This is a genomic window from Bacteroides sp. AM44-19 (assembly GCF_003603395.1).
GTDB lineage: Bacteria > Bacteroidota > Bacteroidia > Bacteroidales > Bacteroidaceae > Bacteroides > Bacteroides uniformis.
Window position 1 is genome coordinate 18,624 of sequence record NZ_QTNB01000004.1, and the last position, 16,176, is coordinate 34,799.

A 16,176-nucleotide genomic window follows, 5' to 3' on the forward strand; every position below is an offset into this window, starting at 1 on the left:
ATTTGAAACGAAATAAGCAAATGAAAAAGAAAAGAAATCCAAGCAAGCATGTATTTATACTGGCGAATAAAACAACAAGCAGTACCCTTTTTTACCTATTTTTTGTATTTAATGAGAAGAACAGAGCACATATAGATATATATTACAACTTTTATAGTACCTTTGCAACAAGTAAACAAGCTAAAAACAAAGGCATTATGAAACCAATCTATTCTAACCTGACATGCAAGATGCTGGCTTTGACATTATGCAGCATTATGCTGGCATTCCTATCCATAGGATGCGAACATGACGTCTACAATCCCGATAATGGAAAAGACGATGAGAAGACTCCCAACTCTTTTGATTTTTCTACGACATCTTCCATCCAAGTAAACGTAAAGTATGATGTCCCCGAAGGCTATAAAGTACTTTTTGAAATCTATCTTGAAGACCCGTTCACGATTGACAAAGATGGCCAGATTATAAAACGCACAGACCTGGAACCGGTCATCAGACGCATGACAGACGGTAACGGTGCATATAGCGGCAAGGAAATCATCAATTCGGACCATGGGGACGAAGCATATATCTATACTTCTTATATAGGGGTCCCCACCCTCTTCAAAACAGTTATTGCAGGAGATGCCATTACTGCCGACATCAAATGGGATTCCACCGATGATAATCCGCAAACACGGGCGGAGGGATGGCAGGCACCCAAAGGATACCATGTATTAGGAACATGGAGCTCCAAAGGATATCCTCATTATTTAGACACAGACAACAAAATCACAATTCCCGGTGATGTATTGACAATCATCAATACGACCTTGAAGGAAGGAGGCACATGCCCTAAGCAATACCGACAAGCCATAGATTTTGAAATCAATGATCCGGAAGGGCGCAATGCGGAAGTATCCATCCGGATAATTGGAGGAACCAGCGGTGCAGCGAGCGCCTTTGGCTATTATTGCTATAGGGCAGACGCATCTTTAAGTGAAATTAAAAAAGCCCCCAAATGCATTGTTTTTCCAAACACTCTGATGGATAATTATTATAATAAAAAGGCTTCCGGACTACAAGGCGGTGAAAGTGTAAAGCTTCATTACATAGACCCCGACGGAGTGGACCAAGGCACCGTATTTCCCAATGGAGTAAAAATCGGATGGTTCCTATTGAATGACAGCTTCTATGGCGGAAACAATAAGCCTTTCTACTCTACTACAAAGCTGAATGGGGACGGCCGTACACATACAGCCGCATTCCGCATCGATGATTTTGTCGTATTGTCCTTTGAAGATTGGACAGACCAAGACTATAATGATATACAATTCAACGTATGGTCCAACCCCATCGAAGCCATCATCAATCCGGATATTCCTGATATCAAACCTGACGGTGGCAACGAGGATAAGAAATACAGTCTGGAATACAAAGGAATCATCGCTTTCGAAGATAATTGGCCCAGAAAGGGTGACTATGACTTGAATGATGTTATTGTAAAATACCAGTCCGTATTGAACTTCAATGATGCCAATCAGGCCCTTTCTACAGAAGACACCTATGAGTTGCTTTGGTCCGGTGCCACTTTCAAAAATGGTTTCGCTTACCAACTGAATACAGAACGCAGCAATATGTCAACTGAAATATTGGAAGCCCCCACAAGTTTCAACGGACAAGGACTGGATACAGACCTTTCCAAAGCTACCGTCAATGTATTTCTAAGTGCGCTCGATGTAACAGAGAGAAATACAAAAACCGCTACATATAAGATAAAGAACACCTTCAAGACTCCACTATCACACGAAACGCTTGGAATTCCCCCTTATAATCCATTCATCATGGTACATGACGAATTGAAAGAATCACGCATCGAAGTGCATTTGGTCAACTATCCTCCTACTGAAAAGGCAGACATGGCTCTATTCCATACCGAAGAGGATTTGTCCTCTGTACCGACAAGCTATTATGTAGCCAATGGCAACTATCCTTTTGCCATTCATCTAAGTGGAGCCACAAACTTCAATACTCCTGAAACCCAGCCGATAGACAAGAGCTTTGAACATTTTATGGATTGGGTCAATTCCAATGGAACAGATTATAAGGATTGGTACAAATAACCGATAAAAGATACTCCTTATAAAGAAAATGGCAACCATTCACAGGGTTGCCATTTCTTATATCTTCCTATGTTGTAATATAGTAGAGCGAACTTATTCCACCGTTACAGCCGTACCGCATGCCGTAACCATCAACATGCTGCCACTGCCTCCTACCGTTTCATAGTCCAAGTCTACACCAATCACGGCATTGGCACCCATAGCACGGGCATGTTCTTGCATCTCGCGCAAGGCTATATCTTTAGCTTCGCGCAGCACTTCTTCATAAGAGCCACTTCGCCCACCCACCACGTCGCGGATGCTGGCAAAGAAATCGCGGAATACATTGGCACCGATAATCGTTTCACCGGAAACGATGCCATAATAGCGGGTGATACGTCCACCCTCAATAGTCGGGGTTGTTGTTACTAACATAATTCATTTTTTTAGTTGTTGACATATTAGACGCAAGGAATGAAAGAAAGGTTGCAAAGCTTTGCTTTGGTCAGAACATCCGGCTGACACGAACTATACCTGCCACCAGCACATCTATCTCCTCCCGGGTATTGTAAAGCCCGAAAGATGCACGCACTGTTCCTTCGATGCCAAGACGCTGCATCAATGGTTGGGCACAGTGATGTCCCGTGCGTACGGCAATGCCAAGACGGTCGAGCAATGTACCCATATCAAAATGATGGATATCACCTACCAGAAACGATATGACACTACCCTTGTCTTCTGCCTCGCCGAAGATACGCATACCGGGAATCTCTTTCAGCCGTTGCATGGCATACTGGGTCAATTCGTGTTCATAGGCGGCAATCTTGTCCATCCCAACCAGCGAAACGTAGTCCAAAGCTTTGGCAAGTCCGGTAGTACCGATATAATCCGGCGTACCGGCTTCAAACTTGAAGGGCAATTCATTGAAGGTAGTCTTTTCAAAAGATACATGCTGAATCATCTCTCCACCGCCCTGATAGGGAGGTATCCTATCCAGCCACCCCTCTTTACCATAAAGCACCCCTACCCCCGTAGGACCATACACCTTGTGCGCGGAGAAAACGAAGAAATCGGCATCCAGATCCTGCACATCTACCGGCATGTGGGGAATGGACTGGGCACCGTCCACAAGCACCGGAACACCCTGCTCATGGGCAAAAGCAATCATCTCCTTGACGGGATTGACCGTACCCAGCACATTGGAAACATGCGCCACACTGACAATCCTGGTACGTTCGGAGAACAACTGCCTATATTCGTCCAATAAGAGTTCGCCCTTGTCATTCATCGGAATCACCTTGATGGTAATTCCACGCTTGGCGGCAAGCAGCTGCCAGGGAACAATGTTGCTATGGTGTTCCATCACAGAAAGAATCACCTCATCCCCCTCCTGCATAAATTCCTCACCAAAGCTGGAGACAAGCAGGTTGATACTCTCCGTCGTACCACGGGTGAAGACAATCTCATTCGTGCTGCGAGCATTGATGAAACGTCTCACCGTCTCACGCGAGGCCTCGTGCAGCTCTGTAGCCTGCTGCGACAGGAAGTGCACTCCGCGATGCACATTGGCATTCACCGAATAATATTCGTCCGTAATGGCATTTACTACCTGGCGAGGTTTCTGCGTAGTCGCGCCGTTGTCCAGATAGACCAACGGCTTGCCATATACCTCACGGGAAAGGATAGGGAAATCAGCTCGAAGCCTCTCCCCCAGCCCCTCTCCCATAGGGAGGGGAGCCAAGATACTACTCTTATTTATATCGTTGTTCATAATGAATCGAAATTATAAGCTATCACTTGCAGATGGCGCACCCCTGGCATTTGTTCAGTTCCCCCCGGAAACGCTTCTCTACCAGCAGATGCAGACGGTCTTTCAAAGCATCCAAACGGATGGTGTCGATAACTTCGTTGACAAAAGCGAACATCAGCAGCAGGCGCGCCTCGCGCACCGGGATACCACGCTGCCGCATATAGAAGAGAGCGCTTTCATCGAGCTGCCCCACCGTAGCGCCGTGACTGCACTTCACGTCATCTGCATAAATCTCCAGCTGAGGCTGGGTGTACATATGTGCATCTCGGGTGGCACAAAGATTGCGGTTGGTCTGTTGCGAACTGGTGTGCTGTGCGTCAGGGCGCACTAAAACCAGACCGGCAAAGGCACCTACAGCCTGCTCGTCAAGGACATACTTATAAAGCTCATTGCTGGTACAGTTGGGCACGGCATGGTCGATTGTCGTATGATTGTCCACATGCTGATTCTTGTCTGCAATGGCCATACCGCACAGATTCAGCTCCGCATGTTCACCGGCAAGCGTCACACGGGTTGTATTCCGTGTAGTTCCGTTGTGCAAGGTCATACCATTCAGCAATACATTGCTATTGGCTTCCTGCCTTACATACATATTGCTGATACGTACCGTACTGGTGTGTGTCTCTTCGAGTTCATAAAAATCGAAAATGGCATTCTCACCGGCAAAGATTTCTATCACCTGCGTTGCCAGGAAGTTCACGCCGTCCATCGCATGGTCACACACCAACAAGCGGGCTTGTGCGCCCTCCTCCAGAATAATCATCACACGGCGGTTCACCATAAAATTGACGTCACCACGCAGGATATTCACCAGCTGAACAGGTTTCTCTACCACCACGTTCTTAGGAACATAAAACAGAACACCGTCTTGTGCAAAAGCGGTGTTGAACGCCGTCACCCCATCCTTTGCCGTATCAGCCAACTTGCCATAATATTTCTTCACCAAATCGGGATGTTTCTCGGCCACCTCCTTCAGGCTGCCGAAGATAACCCCTTCAGGCAGATGGGACTTGGGCAAAGCCCTGCCATAAAAAGCATCGTTCACCACAAAATAAAGAGCAGTGCTCATATTGGGAACATCGCACTTGAACACTTCATAAGGATTCACCGGAATTTCCAACCGGTTCAAGTTCAAGCCATAATCCGGCTCAAAGAACTTGCTGATATCCGTATATTTGTATTTCTCCTCCTTACGGGTGGGAAAGCCCAAGCGCTCAAAGTCAGCAAAAGCAGCGGCACGCGGCGCATTCAGCACCTCGGCACTATGCCGGCATATCATCGCCTCCGTTTGGGAGAAAAGGTCTATGTATTGTTGCTCTACACTCATGTTTTCAGATTATGAGTTTATAATTCACCTGCTTCTTTCCTTATCCAATCGAAGCCACGTGTTTCAATCTCCTTCGCCAATTCCGGTCCACCGGTCTTTACGATACGTCCACCCAGCAGTACATGTACCGTATCGGGTTTGATATAGTCCAACAACCGCTGGTAGTGGGTAATGACCATAGCACTGGTTTCCGCAGTCTTGAGTTTGTTGAAACCGTCGGCCACAATACGCAAAGCATCCACATCCAATCCGGAATCCGTCTCGTCCAAAATAGCAAAAGTCGGTTCCAACATCGCCATCTGGAATATCTCGTTACGCTTCTTTTCACCGCCGCTGAAACCTTCGTTCACGCTGCGGTTGGCAAGCTTGTTATCCAGTTCCACAATGGCGCGCTTCTCGCGCATCAGCTTCAGGAACTCGCTGGCCGACAAAGCAGGCAAATGGCGGTACTTGCGTTGCTCATTCACAGCTGCACGCATGAAGTTCACCATCGAAACACCCGGAATCTCTACCGGAGTCTGGAAAGAAAGGAAAATTCCTTCATGCGCACGGTCTTCAGGGCTCATGGCAAGCAAGTCCTTGCCATTAAAGGTAATTGAGCCGCGCGTCACTTCGTAAGCAGGATGGCCTACCAACACATTACTCAACGTACTTTTACCGGCACCGTTCTGTCCCATCAGTGCATGTACTTCTCCATCACGTATGGTCAAGTTGATGCCTTTCAATATTTCTTTGCCATTGATGCTGGCATGCAGGTCTTTTATCTCTAACATCTTTATATTTACTATTTGACTATTTACAATTTACTATTTATAAATCACCCCACGCTTCCTTCCAGCGAAATGGCAAGCAATTTCTGCGCTTCTACGGCAAACTCCATCGGAAGTTTATTCAAAACCTCTTTGGCATAACCGTTCACAATCAGCCCCACGGCATCTTCCGTAGAAATACCGCGCTGATTGCAGTAGAATATCTGGTCCTCACTGATTTTGCTGGTAGTGGCCTCATGCTCCACGATGGCCGTTTCATTGTGAATATCCATGTAGGGGAAAGTATGCGCGCCGCATTTGTCACCAAGTAGCAAGGAGTCGCACTGGCTGTAATTACGAGCATTGTCCGCTTTCTGTGCCACGCGCACCAAGCCGCGGTAAGAATTTTCGCTCTTTCCGGCAGAAATGCCTTTGCTCACAATGGTGCTCCGGGTATTCTTGCCCAGATGAATCATCTTTGTTCCCGTGTCTGCCTGCTGATGGTTATTGGTTACTGCCACACTATAGAACTCCGCTGTCGAATTGTCGCCGGAAAGGATGCAAGACGGATACTTCCAGGTAATGGCCGAACCTGTTTCCACTTGTGTCCAAGACAGTTTACTGTCCACCCCTTTACAATGGCCACGCTTCGTCACAAAGTTATAGACACCACCCCGGCCCTCGGCATCACCGGGATACCAGTTCTGCACGGTGCTGTATTTCACTTCTGCACGGTCGTGCACCACAATTTCCACAATGGCCGCGTGCAACTGGTTCTCGTCACGCATCGGAGCCGTACACCCTTCCAGATAAGAAACGTACGAATCATCATCCGCCACAATCAAGGTTCTTTCGAACTGCCCCGTATTGCGGGCATTGATGCGGAAATAGGTGGACAACTCCATCGGACAACGTACCCCCTTCGGGATATAGACAAAAGAACCGTCGGAGAACACCGCCGAGTTCAGTGCCGCAAAGAAGTTGTCACGATAAGGCACCACCGAACCGAGATATTTCTGTACCAAGTCGGGATGCTCGCGTACAGCCTCGCTGAACGAGCAGAAGATGATTCCTTTCTCCATCAGCGTCTCCTTGAAGGTAGTCTTTACAGACACCGAGTCCATAACGGCATCCACAGCCATACCGCTTAACGCCATCTGTTCTTCCAGCGGAATGCCCAGCTTATTGAAAGTCTTTATCAACTCAGGGTCCACCTCATCCATGCTTTTCGGTCCTTCCTTCTTCTTCGTAGGGTCGGCATAGTAGGATATGGCCTGATAATCTATTTCGGGAATGCGGAGATGTGCCCATGTAGGCATCTCCAATGTCAGCCAGTGGCGATATGCCTTCAGGCGGAACTCCAGCAACCATTCCGGTTCTCCCTTCTTCTCAGAGATAAGCCGCACTACATCTTCATTCAGCCCGCGCTCAATGATGTCTGTATGCACGTCGGTCGTGAAACCGTACTTATACTTCTCCTGAGTGAGTTCCTTTACATATTTATTGGGTTCTTCTTGTTGCATCACTTCTATAATTACAAATTATGAATTACAAAATCACGGTTCACGGTATCAGTCAAAGTCTCCGTTTACAATCTGCTCCGTAACCGCCTTTGCCGCGGGAAAGAATATCCCGGCAAACTCTTCCATAGGATAATATAACACTGATTCTTTCTTTTTTGTTTTGCTAATCAGCGTATTGTCTCCGTCTATAAATTCGATGACACCAATCAGCAGGCTCGTCAGCAGGAGGTACTTCAAAGCTCCTAGACCAGCCCCCAACCAATGATTGAGCCAGCCCAGCGAGACGGCCTCCATTGCCCGGGTCAGCAGAGAAGCCACCAGGGAGAAGAGCAAGGGAACAGCCAGCCAGATGAGGACAAATGCCAGTACTTGCGCCACTGTCATAGAGTCTGTCAACGTGGGGCACAGCTTCACTGCCAATGAGGCATACAAAGCCTTTGCCGCCAGCAGACCGACAATCAGCCCCAGCAGAGAGGCCAATTGCTTCACAAAACCTTTCATGAAGCCGATGATTGCGCCCAAGCCGAAAGCAGCCAATATGATGATATCTATAATTGCCATAAAATTAATGTACCAATGTGACAATATGCTAATGTGCCAATATGCTAATGGGTCAATGAGCAAATAACTAATATGCAAAATGTGCCAATTGCCCTGCGGCATTTTCTGTACGCGCAGCCAATTGGCACATTAGCATATTTGCACATTATTCAATTATAATGTTTGCTTCACTTCTATTTCTTCGTAAGATTCGATAATATCGCCCACCTTGATGTCGTTGCAGTTTGTCAGGCTGATACCGCACTCGAAATTGGTACCTACCTCCTTCACGTCGTCCTTGAAGCGCTTCAGGGCATTGATGGCACCCGTAAAGATTACGATACCGTCGCGTATCAAGCGGGCCTTGTCGCTGCGTTTCACCTTTCCGGTCTTGACCATGGCACCTGCCACCAGTCCCACCTTCGTGATGTTGAACACTTCGCGCACCTCGATGGTTGCCGTTATCTGCTCCTTCAATGTCGGTGCCAGCATACCTTCCATGGCAGCCTTCACCTCTTCGATGGCATCGTAGATGACGGAGTACTTGCGGATATCCACACCCTCCTGCTCTGCCATCTTGGCGGCAGCACCCGAAGGACGTACCTGGAAACCGACGATAATCGCATCCGAAGCGGCAGCCAGCGAGACATCCGATTCGGAAATCTGACCGACACCCTTGTGGATTACGTTTACCTGCACCTGCTCCGTAGACAGCTTGATTAAAGAGTCGCTCAACGCTTCCACAGAACCGTCCACGTCACCCTTCACAATCACGTTCAGCTCATGGAAGTCACCCAGCGCCAGACGGCGGCCCACTTCGTCGAGCGTCAGCATCTTCTGCGTACGCAAACCTTGTTCACGCTGCAACTGTTCGCGTTTGTTGGCGATCTCGCGTGCTTCCTGCTCCGTTTCGATTACGTGGAACGTGTCGCCAGCAGCAGGTGCACCGTTCAAGCCCAATATCAGGGCAGGTGTAGAAGGACCAGCCTCCTGCATGCGTTGGTTACGCTCATTGAACATAGCCTTCACCTTACCGTAGCTGGTACCCGCCAGCACGATGTCGCCCATTTTCAAGGTACCGTTGGAAACGAGTACCGTAGCCACATAGCCACGACCCTTATCCAATGAGGACTCGATAATGGAACCGGTAGCACGGCGGTTCGGGTTTGCTTTCAGCTCTAGCATTTCTGCTTCGAGCAGCACTTTCTCCATCAACTCGGGTACACCGATACCCTTTTTGGCAGAGATATCTTGCGACTGATACTTACCGCCCCACTCTTCCACCAAGAAGTTCATGGCAGCCAGCTCTTCCTTAATCTTGTCGGGATTGGCAGTCGGTTTATCAATCTTATTGATTGCAAATACAATAGGAACACCCGCAGCCATGGCATGGTTGATGGCTTCCTTTGTCTGCGGCATCACGTTGTCGTCAGCAGCCACAATGATGATGGCAATATCCGTAGCTTTGGCACCACGGGCACGCATGGCGGTAAACGCCTCGTGGCCCGGAGTATCGAGGAATGTAATCTTACGTCCGTCGTCCAGCGACACGTGGTAGGCACCGATGTGCTGTGTGATACCACCCGCTTCACCGGCAATCACATTCGCCTTACGGATATAGTCGAGCAATGAAGTCTTACCGTGGTCTACGTGACCCATCACCGTTACAATCGGAGCGCGAGGTTCCAAATCTTCCTCATCATCCTCTTCCTCTACGATGGCCTGCGCCACTTCTGCACTTACATATTCTGTCTTGAAGCCGAATTCCTCAGCCACCAGGTTGATGGTCTCGGCATCCAGACGCTGGTTGATGGATACCATCATGCCAATGCTCATACAAGTGGCGATGACCTGAGTAACAGAAACATCCATCATGCTTGCCAACTCGTTGGCCGTCACGAATTCCGTAATCTTCAGTACCTTGCTTTCTGCCATTTCCATGTCTTCCAATTCCTGCATACGGCTGGAAGCCATGTCACGTTTTTCCTTACGATACTTGGCACCTTTGTTCTTTCCTTTGGAAGTGAGGCGTGCCAAAGTTTCCTTTACCTGCTTTGCTACATCTTCCTCGCTAACCTCCTGCTTGATGACCGGCTTCTTGAAGCGGTCCTTATTGCGGTTGCGGTTATTATTGGCATTGTTTCCACCAGGCTGGTTTCCACCTTGCGGGCGGGCCCCCTGACCTTGCTGGGCACCTGCGTGTCCACGGTCGTTGCCACCACGCTGGAAGTTGGAAGCATTGTTGATGTCCACTTTCTCCTTATTGATACGGACACGTTTCTTCTTGCCGTTGGCATCGCCGGCAGCGGTATCCTTCAACTTGCTGTCATCACGGCGGATTTCCTTGATGATAGCTTCCTTCATCTGCTTCTTCTGATCCTGGCGAATCTTTTCCTTCTCTTCACGCTCCTTGCGTTTCTCCTCTTTCGATTTCTTCTTCGGGCGTGTGGATTGGTTCAGAGCCGCCAAGTCTATCTGTCCGATGACATTAATCTTCGAAACAAACTCAGGCTGATGTATCTTGAAGATTTCTTCTCCTTCTTCTTTCCCCTCTTTTTCAACCGGTGCTTCTTCAGCCACCGGTACGGGAGCAGGCGCTTCTATCATTTCTTCCTTTTTAGATTCTTGTTGAGCCTCTACAACCGGAGCAGGCTCTTCCTTGACAACGGGTTGTGGCTGCGGTTCCGAAACGGGCTGCGGCTCGGACTCAGATGCCGGCTGTACCTCCGGTTGCGGCTGTGGTTCCGGTTGGGGAGCAGGAGCAGGTTCCGGTTTCGGCGTTTCTACAACTGCCGGTTCCTCCACCTTCTTCTCCTCTACCGCTTTTTCCGCTTCTTTCTCTTTTTCCTGAGCAGGAGCAGGTCTACGGTTCAGTTTGTCCAAATCAATCTTGCCTACCGGCTTGAACTTCGGACGTGCGTCTTCCGGAACAACCGTCTTAATCTCTTCGGGCTTCGCTTTCTCCTGCGTTTCCCTATAGCCGTCAATAGACACGGACGCCTTGTTGCGGTCCTTGCTCTGACGTTCCTGGCTGAAACGCTCCGACTTTATCTTAAGGTCCTTATCTGTACTAAACTCCTTTTTGAGCAGTTCGAACTGTTCATCCGTAATTTTTGTGTTCGGATTTGCCTCAACGGTAAATCCCTTCTTTTGCAGGAACTCGACAGCCGTCGTAATCCCTACATTTAAATCTCTTGTTACTTTGTTTAACCTTATCGTCATACTAATTTAATGAATTAATGTGCCAATATGCTAATGTGCTAATTGGCTGAGAAAAAAGGAGTGTGCACTTCATCCGATATGCTATCTGCATTGGCACATTAGCATATTACCCACATTACCACATTACTGCTCCTCCTCTTCAAACTCCTGTTTCAAAATGCGCAATACCTCGTCCACCGTCTCTTCTTCGAGGTCCGTCTTCTCAATCAACATCTCACGGGGAGCGTTCAACACAGCCTTAGCCGTATCGATACCGATAGCCTTGATGGCATCGATAACCCAACCGTCTATTTCATCACGGAATTCGTCCAAGTAGATGTCTTCATCCTCTATGGCCTCATCCAACTCACGGAACACGTCGATGGTGTACTCAGTCAACATACTGGCAAGCTTGATATTCAAACCGCCTTTACCGATAGCCAGCGACACCTCTTCGGGTTTCAAGAACACTTCAGCCTTGCGTTCTTCCTCGTTCAAGCGGATGGAAGAAATTTTGGCAGGGCTCAAGGCACGCTGTATAAACAACTGGATATTGGACGTATAGTTGATAACGTCGATATTCTCGTTGCGAAGCTCGCGGACAATACCATGAATACGGCTACCCTTCACACCCACGCAGGCACCTACCGGGTCGATACGGTCATCGTAGCTCTCAACGGCAATCTTGGCACGCTCGCCGGGGATGCGGGCAATCTTCTTGATGGTAATCAGTCCGTCATTGATTTCGGGTACTTCCATTTCGAACAGACGTTGCAGGAAGACGGGCGACGTACGGCTCAGGATAATCTTCGGATTATTATTCTTGTTGTCCACACGTGCCACTACGGCGCGGGCGGTCTCGCCCTTGCGGTAGAAGTCACTCGGTATCTGTTCGGTCTTGGGCAGCAACAGTTCGTTGCCTTCATCATCGAGCAGCAGCATCTCTTTCTTCCAAATCTGGTAGACTTCCGCATTGATGATGGTACCCACCTTATCAATGTATTTGTTGTAAATACTATCTTTCTCCAGTTCCAATATCTTGGAGGCCAACGTCTGGCGCAAGTTCAAGATGGCACGGCGACCAAAGTTCGCGAAGATAACTTCATCCGTCACTTCCTCGCCCACCTCATAAGAAGCATCAATCTTTTGTGCTTCGGACAATGCAATCTGCAGGTTCGGGTTTTCCAAATCCTCGTCTGCCACTACCTCACGGTTACGCCATATTTCGAAATCACCCTTGTCCGGGTTTACAATTACGTCGTAATTCTCATCGGTACCGAACATTTTCGCAATCACACTACGGAACGACTCCTCGAGTACGCTTACCATCGTGGTTCTGTCGATATTCTTCAGTTCCTTAAATTCCGAAAATGTATCTATCAAGCTGACAGTTTCTACTTTTTTGGCCATAGTCTTATTTAAAACTGATTAAGTATTTAGTGTATTTTATCTCTTCATACGTAAAGGTCAAGTCCTCGTCCACCAGCTTGGGACGCTTGGCACCTTCCTCTTTCACTTTCTTCTGAATGGTCACGACGAAATGCTGTTCGTCGGCTTCCTTCAACACGCCGCTGAGCTTGCGGCCGTCCTTTGTCAGCACTTCCACTTCCTTGCCGATGTGGTTAATGTACTGCTGCAGTACCTTGAAGGGCTGTCCGATGCCGGCCGAACCGACTTCCAACTCATAATCCTCATCCTCACGGTTCAACTTGGACTCGATGTAGCGGCTCAGCTCTACGCAGTCCTCAATCCAAACACCTTCTTTGTGGTCTATTTCCACCAAAATCTTGTCATCCGGGCTGATTGTCACCTCCACGAGGAAGTAGTCCTTTCCTGCCAGCCACTCGTCAACAATCTGACAAACAGTTTTCTTTTCTATCATAGATTAACCATTAGGAACAAAAAAGAGGAGCTTAATCGCCCCTCCACCTTTCATCCATTTTCGGTTGCAAAGATATAAATAATCTGTTCGACTACAAAATATTAGAGAAAAAAAGATTGATTTAACGGTTCAAACGGGAATTATATTACAGACAAGCCCTTTCAACACTTCAAGATAAGGGGTAAAACATATAATCTTATGAGACAGAAGCTTATACTTTATGAAATGAATTATCACGTTCCATACTACATGAGATGCACATGTCAAGCACAACGAGATGCACATCTCAAACAACATGAGATGTACATCTCATGCATACAATCTCTATTGTTTCAAGAAAAGAAGTAAGGAGGTACAAGCGGAAAGAAGATACTGTTGAAAGACAACGCGGAAAAATAAAAGGCCGATAGCTTGTTTCATGCTATCGGCCCTTTTACTATGGTTCTAAAGGTCTAAAAGACCTTGTCGTATCACTTATTCGGAGTCTCCCACTTCTTGGTATCCGTACAAACCACGTTCACTGTCTGGTCACCCGTCTGGATGCGGAAGTCACCTTTCTCCAGAATCCACTTGCCGTCATAGCCTACAAAAGCAAGGTCGGAGCCTTTCAGTTTCAGTGTCACGGTCTTTGTCTCGCCCGGTTTCAGTTCCACCTTTTCGAAAGCGCGAAGACGGCGGGTATCGGGAGTAAGGGAGGCAACGAGGTCGCTGCTGAAGAGCAGCACGCTTTCCTTACCAATGCGGTTGCCGGTATTCTTCACATCAACGGTGAAAGTAAGCACATCATCAGCGGTAAAGTCCGACTTATCCACCTTGAGGTTGCTGTATGCAAAAGTGGTATAGCTCAATCCATAACCGAACGCCCACTGTACGGACACTTGCGCATCGTAGTTATAAGCACCTTCCATCTGCTTGCCGATGTGTTCGCACGGTTTGTAGTCGTACGTAATCAGAGAGTTGATTTCCTTCGGATAAGTGAAAGGCATCTTTCCGCTGAAGTTGGCGTCACCGGCAATGAGGTTTGCCAACGCATCACCGCCGTAGTTGCCCGGAAGCATAGTATTGACAACAGCCTTAGCCAAAGGCTCGATGTCAGCAATCAGGCGAGGACGACCTTCGTTCAACACCAGAATGATGGGCTTCCCGGTCTTGGCAAGAGCCTTCACCAAATCGAGCTGGTTCTGGGAGAGGAAGAGGTTCGTCAGGTTACCCGGAGTCTCGCAGTAAGAGTTCTCACCGATGCAGGCAACGATGTAGTCGGCACCGGCAGCGGCAGCTACAGCTTTCTCTATCTCCGGAGTGTTTTCTTCCCACCAGTTGCCACCTTGCTTATAAGTGACACCGGCTTCGTAAATGATATTGTCCGCACCGAATTTATTGGTGAAGGCTTCAAGAATCGTATTGTATTGGCTTGCATGCTCGTCGGCCTTGTCGCCCTGCCATGAATAGGACCAGCCACCGTTGAGGCAACGCATGGAATTGGCATTCGGACCGGTAACCAGCAGTTTCTTGCCTTTTGCCAACGGCAATATACCGTCTGTATTCTTCAGGAGTACCAAAGACTCTTCGGCAGCCTGCAATGCAGCAGCGGCATGTTCCGCACTACCGAACAACGGGAAGTCTTTCAAGTCATAATAGGGCTTTTCAAATAGGTTGAGACGGTACTTCAAACGCAGCACACGACGTACAGCATCGTCTATACGGCTCATGGAAACTTCACCTTCTTCCACCAGCTCCTTCAAGAGTGTACAGAACTTCCAGTCGTACGGGTCCATAGACATGTCGATACCGGCATTGATGGCGAGCTTGATGGCTTCCTTCTTGTCCTTGGCAATGTGGTCGCGGCTATAAAGGTTGTTGATGTCCGCCCAGTCGGTCACGATCATACCGTCCCAGTTGAGGTCTTCTTTCAGCCACTTGGTCAGCAGCTCATAGTTGGCATGGAAAGGCAGGCCGTTGTTCATGGCGGAGTTCACCATCACGGAGAGGGCACCTGCCTTCACCATTTCCAGATAAGGAGCAAAATGCTTCTCACGCATATCCTGCTCGGTGATGGAAGACGGCGTACGGTCCTTACCGGAAACGGGGACACCATAACCCATATAATGCTTCATACAAGCGGCAACGTTGTTCCCGCCAATCAGGTTGGGGTTCTCTCCCTGGAAACCGATAACGGCTTCACGTCCCATTTCGGCATTGACGTAGGCGTCTTCACCATAGTTTTCCCACATACGCGGCCAGCGCGGGTCACGCCCGAGGTCGGTCACCGGGGCATACGTCCAGGGAATGCTTCCCGCCTTTGTTTCATAAGCGGAGATGCGTGCACCTTCACGTGTCAGTTCACGGTTGAAGGTAGCTCCCATATTGACGCCTTGCGGGAAGAAAGTACCACCCAGCGTATAGGTAGTTCCGTGTATCTGGTCTACACCGTACACACAAGGAATACCCATCACCTCCATGGATTTCTCCTGAATGCGTTTGATGATTTCCTGCCACTTCTCCACGCTCTGTGCCACACCGTTGGGCACGTTCAAGATGGAGCCTACTTTGTATTTTCCGATGACAGAGTCGAGCATCGCCTCATCCAACTGGAAGCCCTTGGCATTCTCAATGCCTTGGATACGCATATAGAGCTTCATCATCACATCCTGCGAAGGCATCTCCTTGCCCAGCTTGAATTCCTTTTCAAGCTTGTATCTCTTGATGATTTTTTGCAGGTCCTTCACCGTGATGTTCTTCGGGTCGAGGCCGGCAAAGGGATTGGCGCGTTTCTGCAGGAGGTCGATAGTGAGTTCGCACATCTGACCGACTTTCTCGTCAAGCGTCATCTTCTTCAGCAAAGTCTCAATCTGCTGTTCTATTTTCTCGTCTCTTGGAATGGCAGGCGCAACAGTGGTCTGCGCCGTAGCAGTAAGCACTAACCCTGATAGGGCTAAAGATAAGATTAACTTTTTATTCATGGTTGTGATATTGGTTTATAATAGTTGCACTATCTGTTTATACGAGGCACAAAGATAAGAACATCCTGCCATACCAAAGGGTACAACAGGATGTTTTTTAGGG

11 protein-coding genes are annotated in these 16,176 nt (G+C 48.4%); 1 reads left to right on the top strand and 10 read right to left on the bottom strand.

The window, feature by feature from the left end:
* Positions 1-20 precede the first annotated feature (20 nt).
* Entirely contained in the window at positions 21-2,102 is a 2,082-nt protein-coding gene (locus tag DW947_RS08225; RefSeq protein ID WP_034529148.1) for an LruC domain-containing protein, read from the top strand.
* Positions 2,103-2,195: 93 nt separating this feature from the next.
* Here the strand turns inward: DW947_RS08225 and DW947_RS08230 are convergent, their stop codons facing one another.
* From DW947_RS08230 to DW947_RS08275, 10 genes are all read right to left on the bottom strand, one after another.
* Positions 2,196-2,516 (bottom strand): heavy metal-binding domain-containing protein, encoded by a 321-nt coding sequence (locus DW947_RS08230; RefSeq protein ID WP_005824368.1) that lies wholly within the window; start codon positions 2,514-2,516, stop codon positions 2,196-2,198.
* Between the two features lie 70 nt (positions 2,517-2,586).
* The gene (locus tag DW947_RS08235) at positions 2,587-3,807 is read right to left on the bottom strand and encodes a cysteine desulfurase (protein ID WP_008661986.1); all 1,221 of its coding nucleotides are present in this window, start codon (positions 3,805-3,807) and stop codon (positions 2,587-2,589) included.
* Positions 3,808-3,874: 67 nt separating this feature from the next.
* Positions 3,875-5,218 carry a Fe-S cluster assembly protein SufD gene (gene sufD, locus DW947_RS08240; protein ID WP_117963020.1) on the bottom strand — a complete coding sequence of 448 codons (1,344 nt, stop codon included), beginning with the start codon at positions 5,216-5,218 and terminating at the stop codon, positions 3,875-3,877.
* A gap of 17 nt (positions 5,219-5,235) precedes the next feature.
* Positions 5,236-5,991, bottom strand: coding sequence for a Fe-S cluster assembly ATPase SufC (gene sufC / locus DW947_RS08245; RefSeq protein WP_117866459.1), 756 nt, complete (start codon positions 5,989-5,991; stop codon positions 5,236-5,238).
* Positions 5,992-6,035: 44 nt separating this feature from the next.
* Positions 6,036-7,490, bottom strand: coding sequence for a Fe-S cluster assembly protein SufB (gene sufB / locus DW947_RS08250; RefSeq protein WP_005824359.1), 1,455 nt, complete (start codon positions 7,488-7,490; stop codon positions 6,036-6,038).
* A gap of 48 nt (positions 7,491-7,538) precedes the next feature.
* The gene (locus DW947_RS08255) at positions 7,539-8,051 is read right to left on the bottom strand and encodes a CvpA family protein (protein ID WP_005833689.1); all 513 of its coding nucleotides are present in this window, start codon (positions 8,049-8,051) and stop codon (positions 7,539-7,541) included.
* A gap of 153 nt (positions 8,052-8,204) precedes the next feature.
* A complete protein-coding gene (infB, locus tag DW947_RS08260; RefSeq protein ID WP_005824356.1) occupies positions 8,205-11,252 on the bottom strand; it encodes a translation initiation factor IF-2 in 3,048 nt (1,015 codons plus the stop codon).
* A 123-nt stretch (positions 11,253-11,375) separates the two neighbouring features.
* On the bottom strand, positions 11,376-12,641 hold the full coding sequence (gene nusA, locus DW947_RS08265) for a transcription termination factor NusA (protein WP_005824354.1): 1,266 nt from the start codon (positions 12,639-12,641) through the stop codon (positions 11,376-11,378).
* Between the two features lie 4 nt (positions 12,642-12,645).
* On the bottom strand, positions 12,646-13,113 hold the full coding sequence (gene rimP / locus DW947_RS08270; RefSeq protein ID WP_087332882.1) for a ribosome assembly cofactor RimP: 468 nt from the start codon (positions 13,111-13,113) through the stop codon (positions 12,646-12,648).
* Between the two features lie 470 nt (positions 13,114-13,583).
* Entirely contained in the window at positions 13,584-16,073 is a 2,490-nt protein-coding gene (locus DW947_RS08275; protein ID WP_117703783.1) for a glycoside hydrolase family 3 N-terminal domain-containing protein, read from the bottom strand.
* Between the last annotated feature and the right edge of the window lie 103 nt (positions 16,074-16,176).

Excerpts from the sequence above, each read along its gene's own strand:
- DW947_RS08225 (WP_034529148.1), top strand. The coding sequence starts at position 21 with ATGAAAAAGAAAAGAAATCCAAGCAAGCATGTATTTATACTGGCGAAT.
- DW947_RS08230 (WP_005824368.1), bottom strand. The coding sequence starts at position 2,516 with ATGTTAGTAACAACAACCCCGACTATTGAGGGTGGACGTATCACCCGC.
- DW947_RS08235 (WP_008661986.1), bottom strand. The coding sequence starts at position 3,807 with ATGGGAGAGGGGCTGGGGGAGAGGCTTCGAGCTGATTTCCCTATCCTT.
- sufD (WP_117963020.1), bottom strand. The coding sequence starts at position 5,218 with ATGAGTGTAGAGCAACAATACATAGACCTTTTCTCCCAAACGGAGGCG.
- sufC (WP_117866459.1), bottom strand. The coding sequence starts at position 5,991 with ATGTTAGAGATAAAAGACCTGCATGCCAGCATCAATGGCAAAGAAATA.
- sufB (WP_005824359.1), bottom strand. The coding sequence starts at position 7,490 with ATGCAACAAGAAGAACCCAATAAATATGTAAAGGAACTCACTCAGGAG.
- DW947_RS08255 (WP_005833689.1), bottom strand. The coding sequence starts at position 8,051 with ATGGCAATTATAGATATCATCATATTGGCTGCTTTCGGCTTGGGCGCA.
- infB (WP_005824356.1), bottom strand. The coding sequence starts at position 11,252 with ATGACGATAAGGTTAAACAAAGTAACAAGAGATTTAAATGTAGGGATT.
- nusA (WP_005824354.1), bottom strand. The coding sequence starts at position 12,641 with ATGGCCAAAAAAGTAGAAACTGTCAGCTTGATAGATACATTTTCGGAA.
- rimP (WP_087332882.1), bottom strand. The coding sequence starts at position 13,113 with ATGATAGAAAAGAAAACTGTTTGTCAGATTGTTGACGAGTGGCTGGCA.
- DW947_RS08275 (WP_117703783.1), bottom strand. The coding sequence starts at position 16,073 with ATGAATAAAAAGTTAATCTTATCTTTAGCCCTATCAGGGTTAGTGCTT.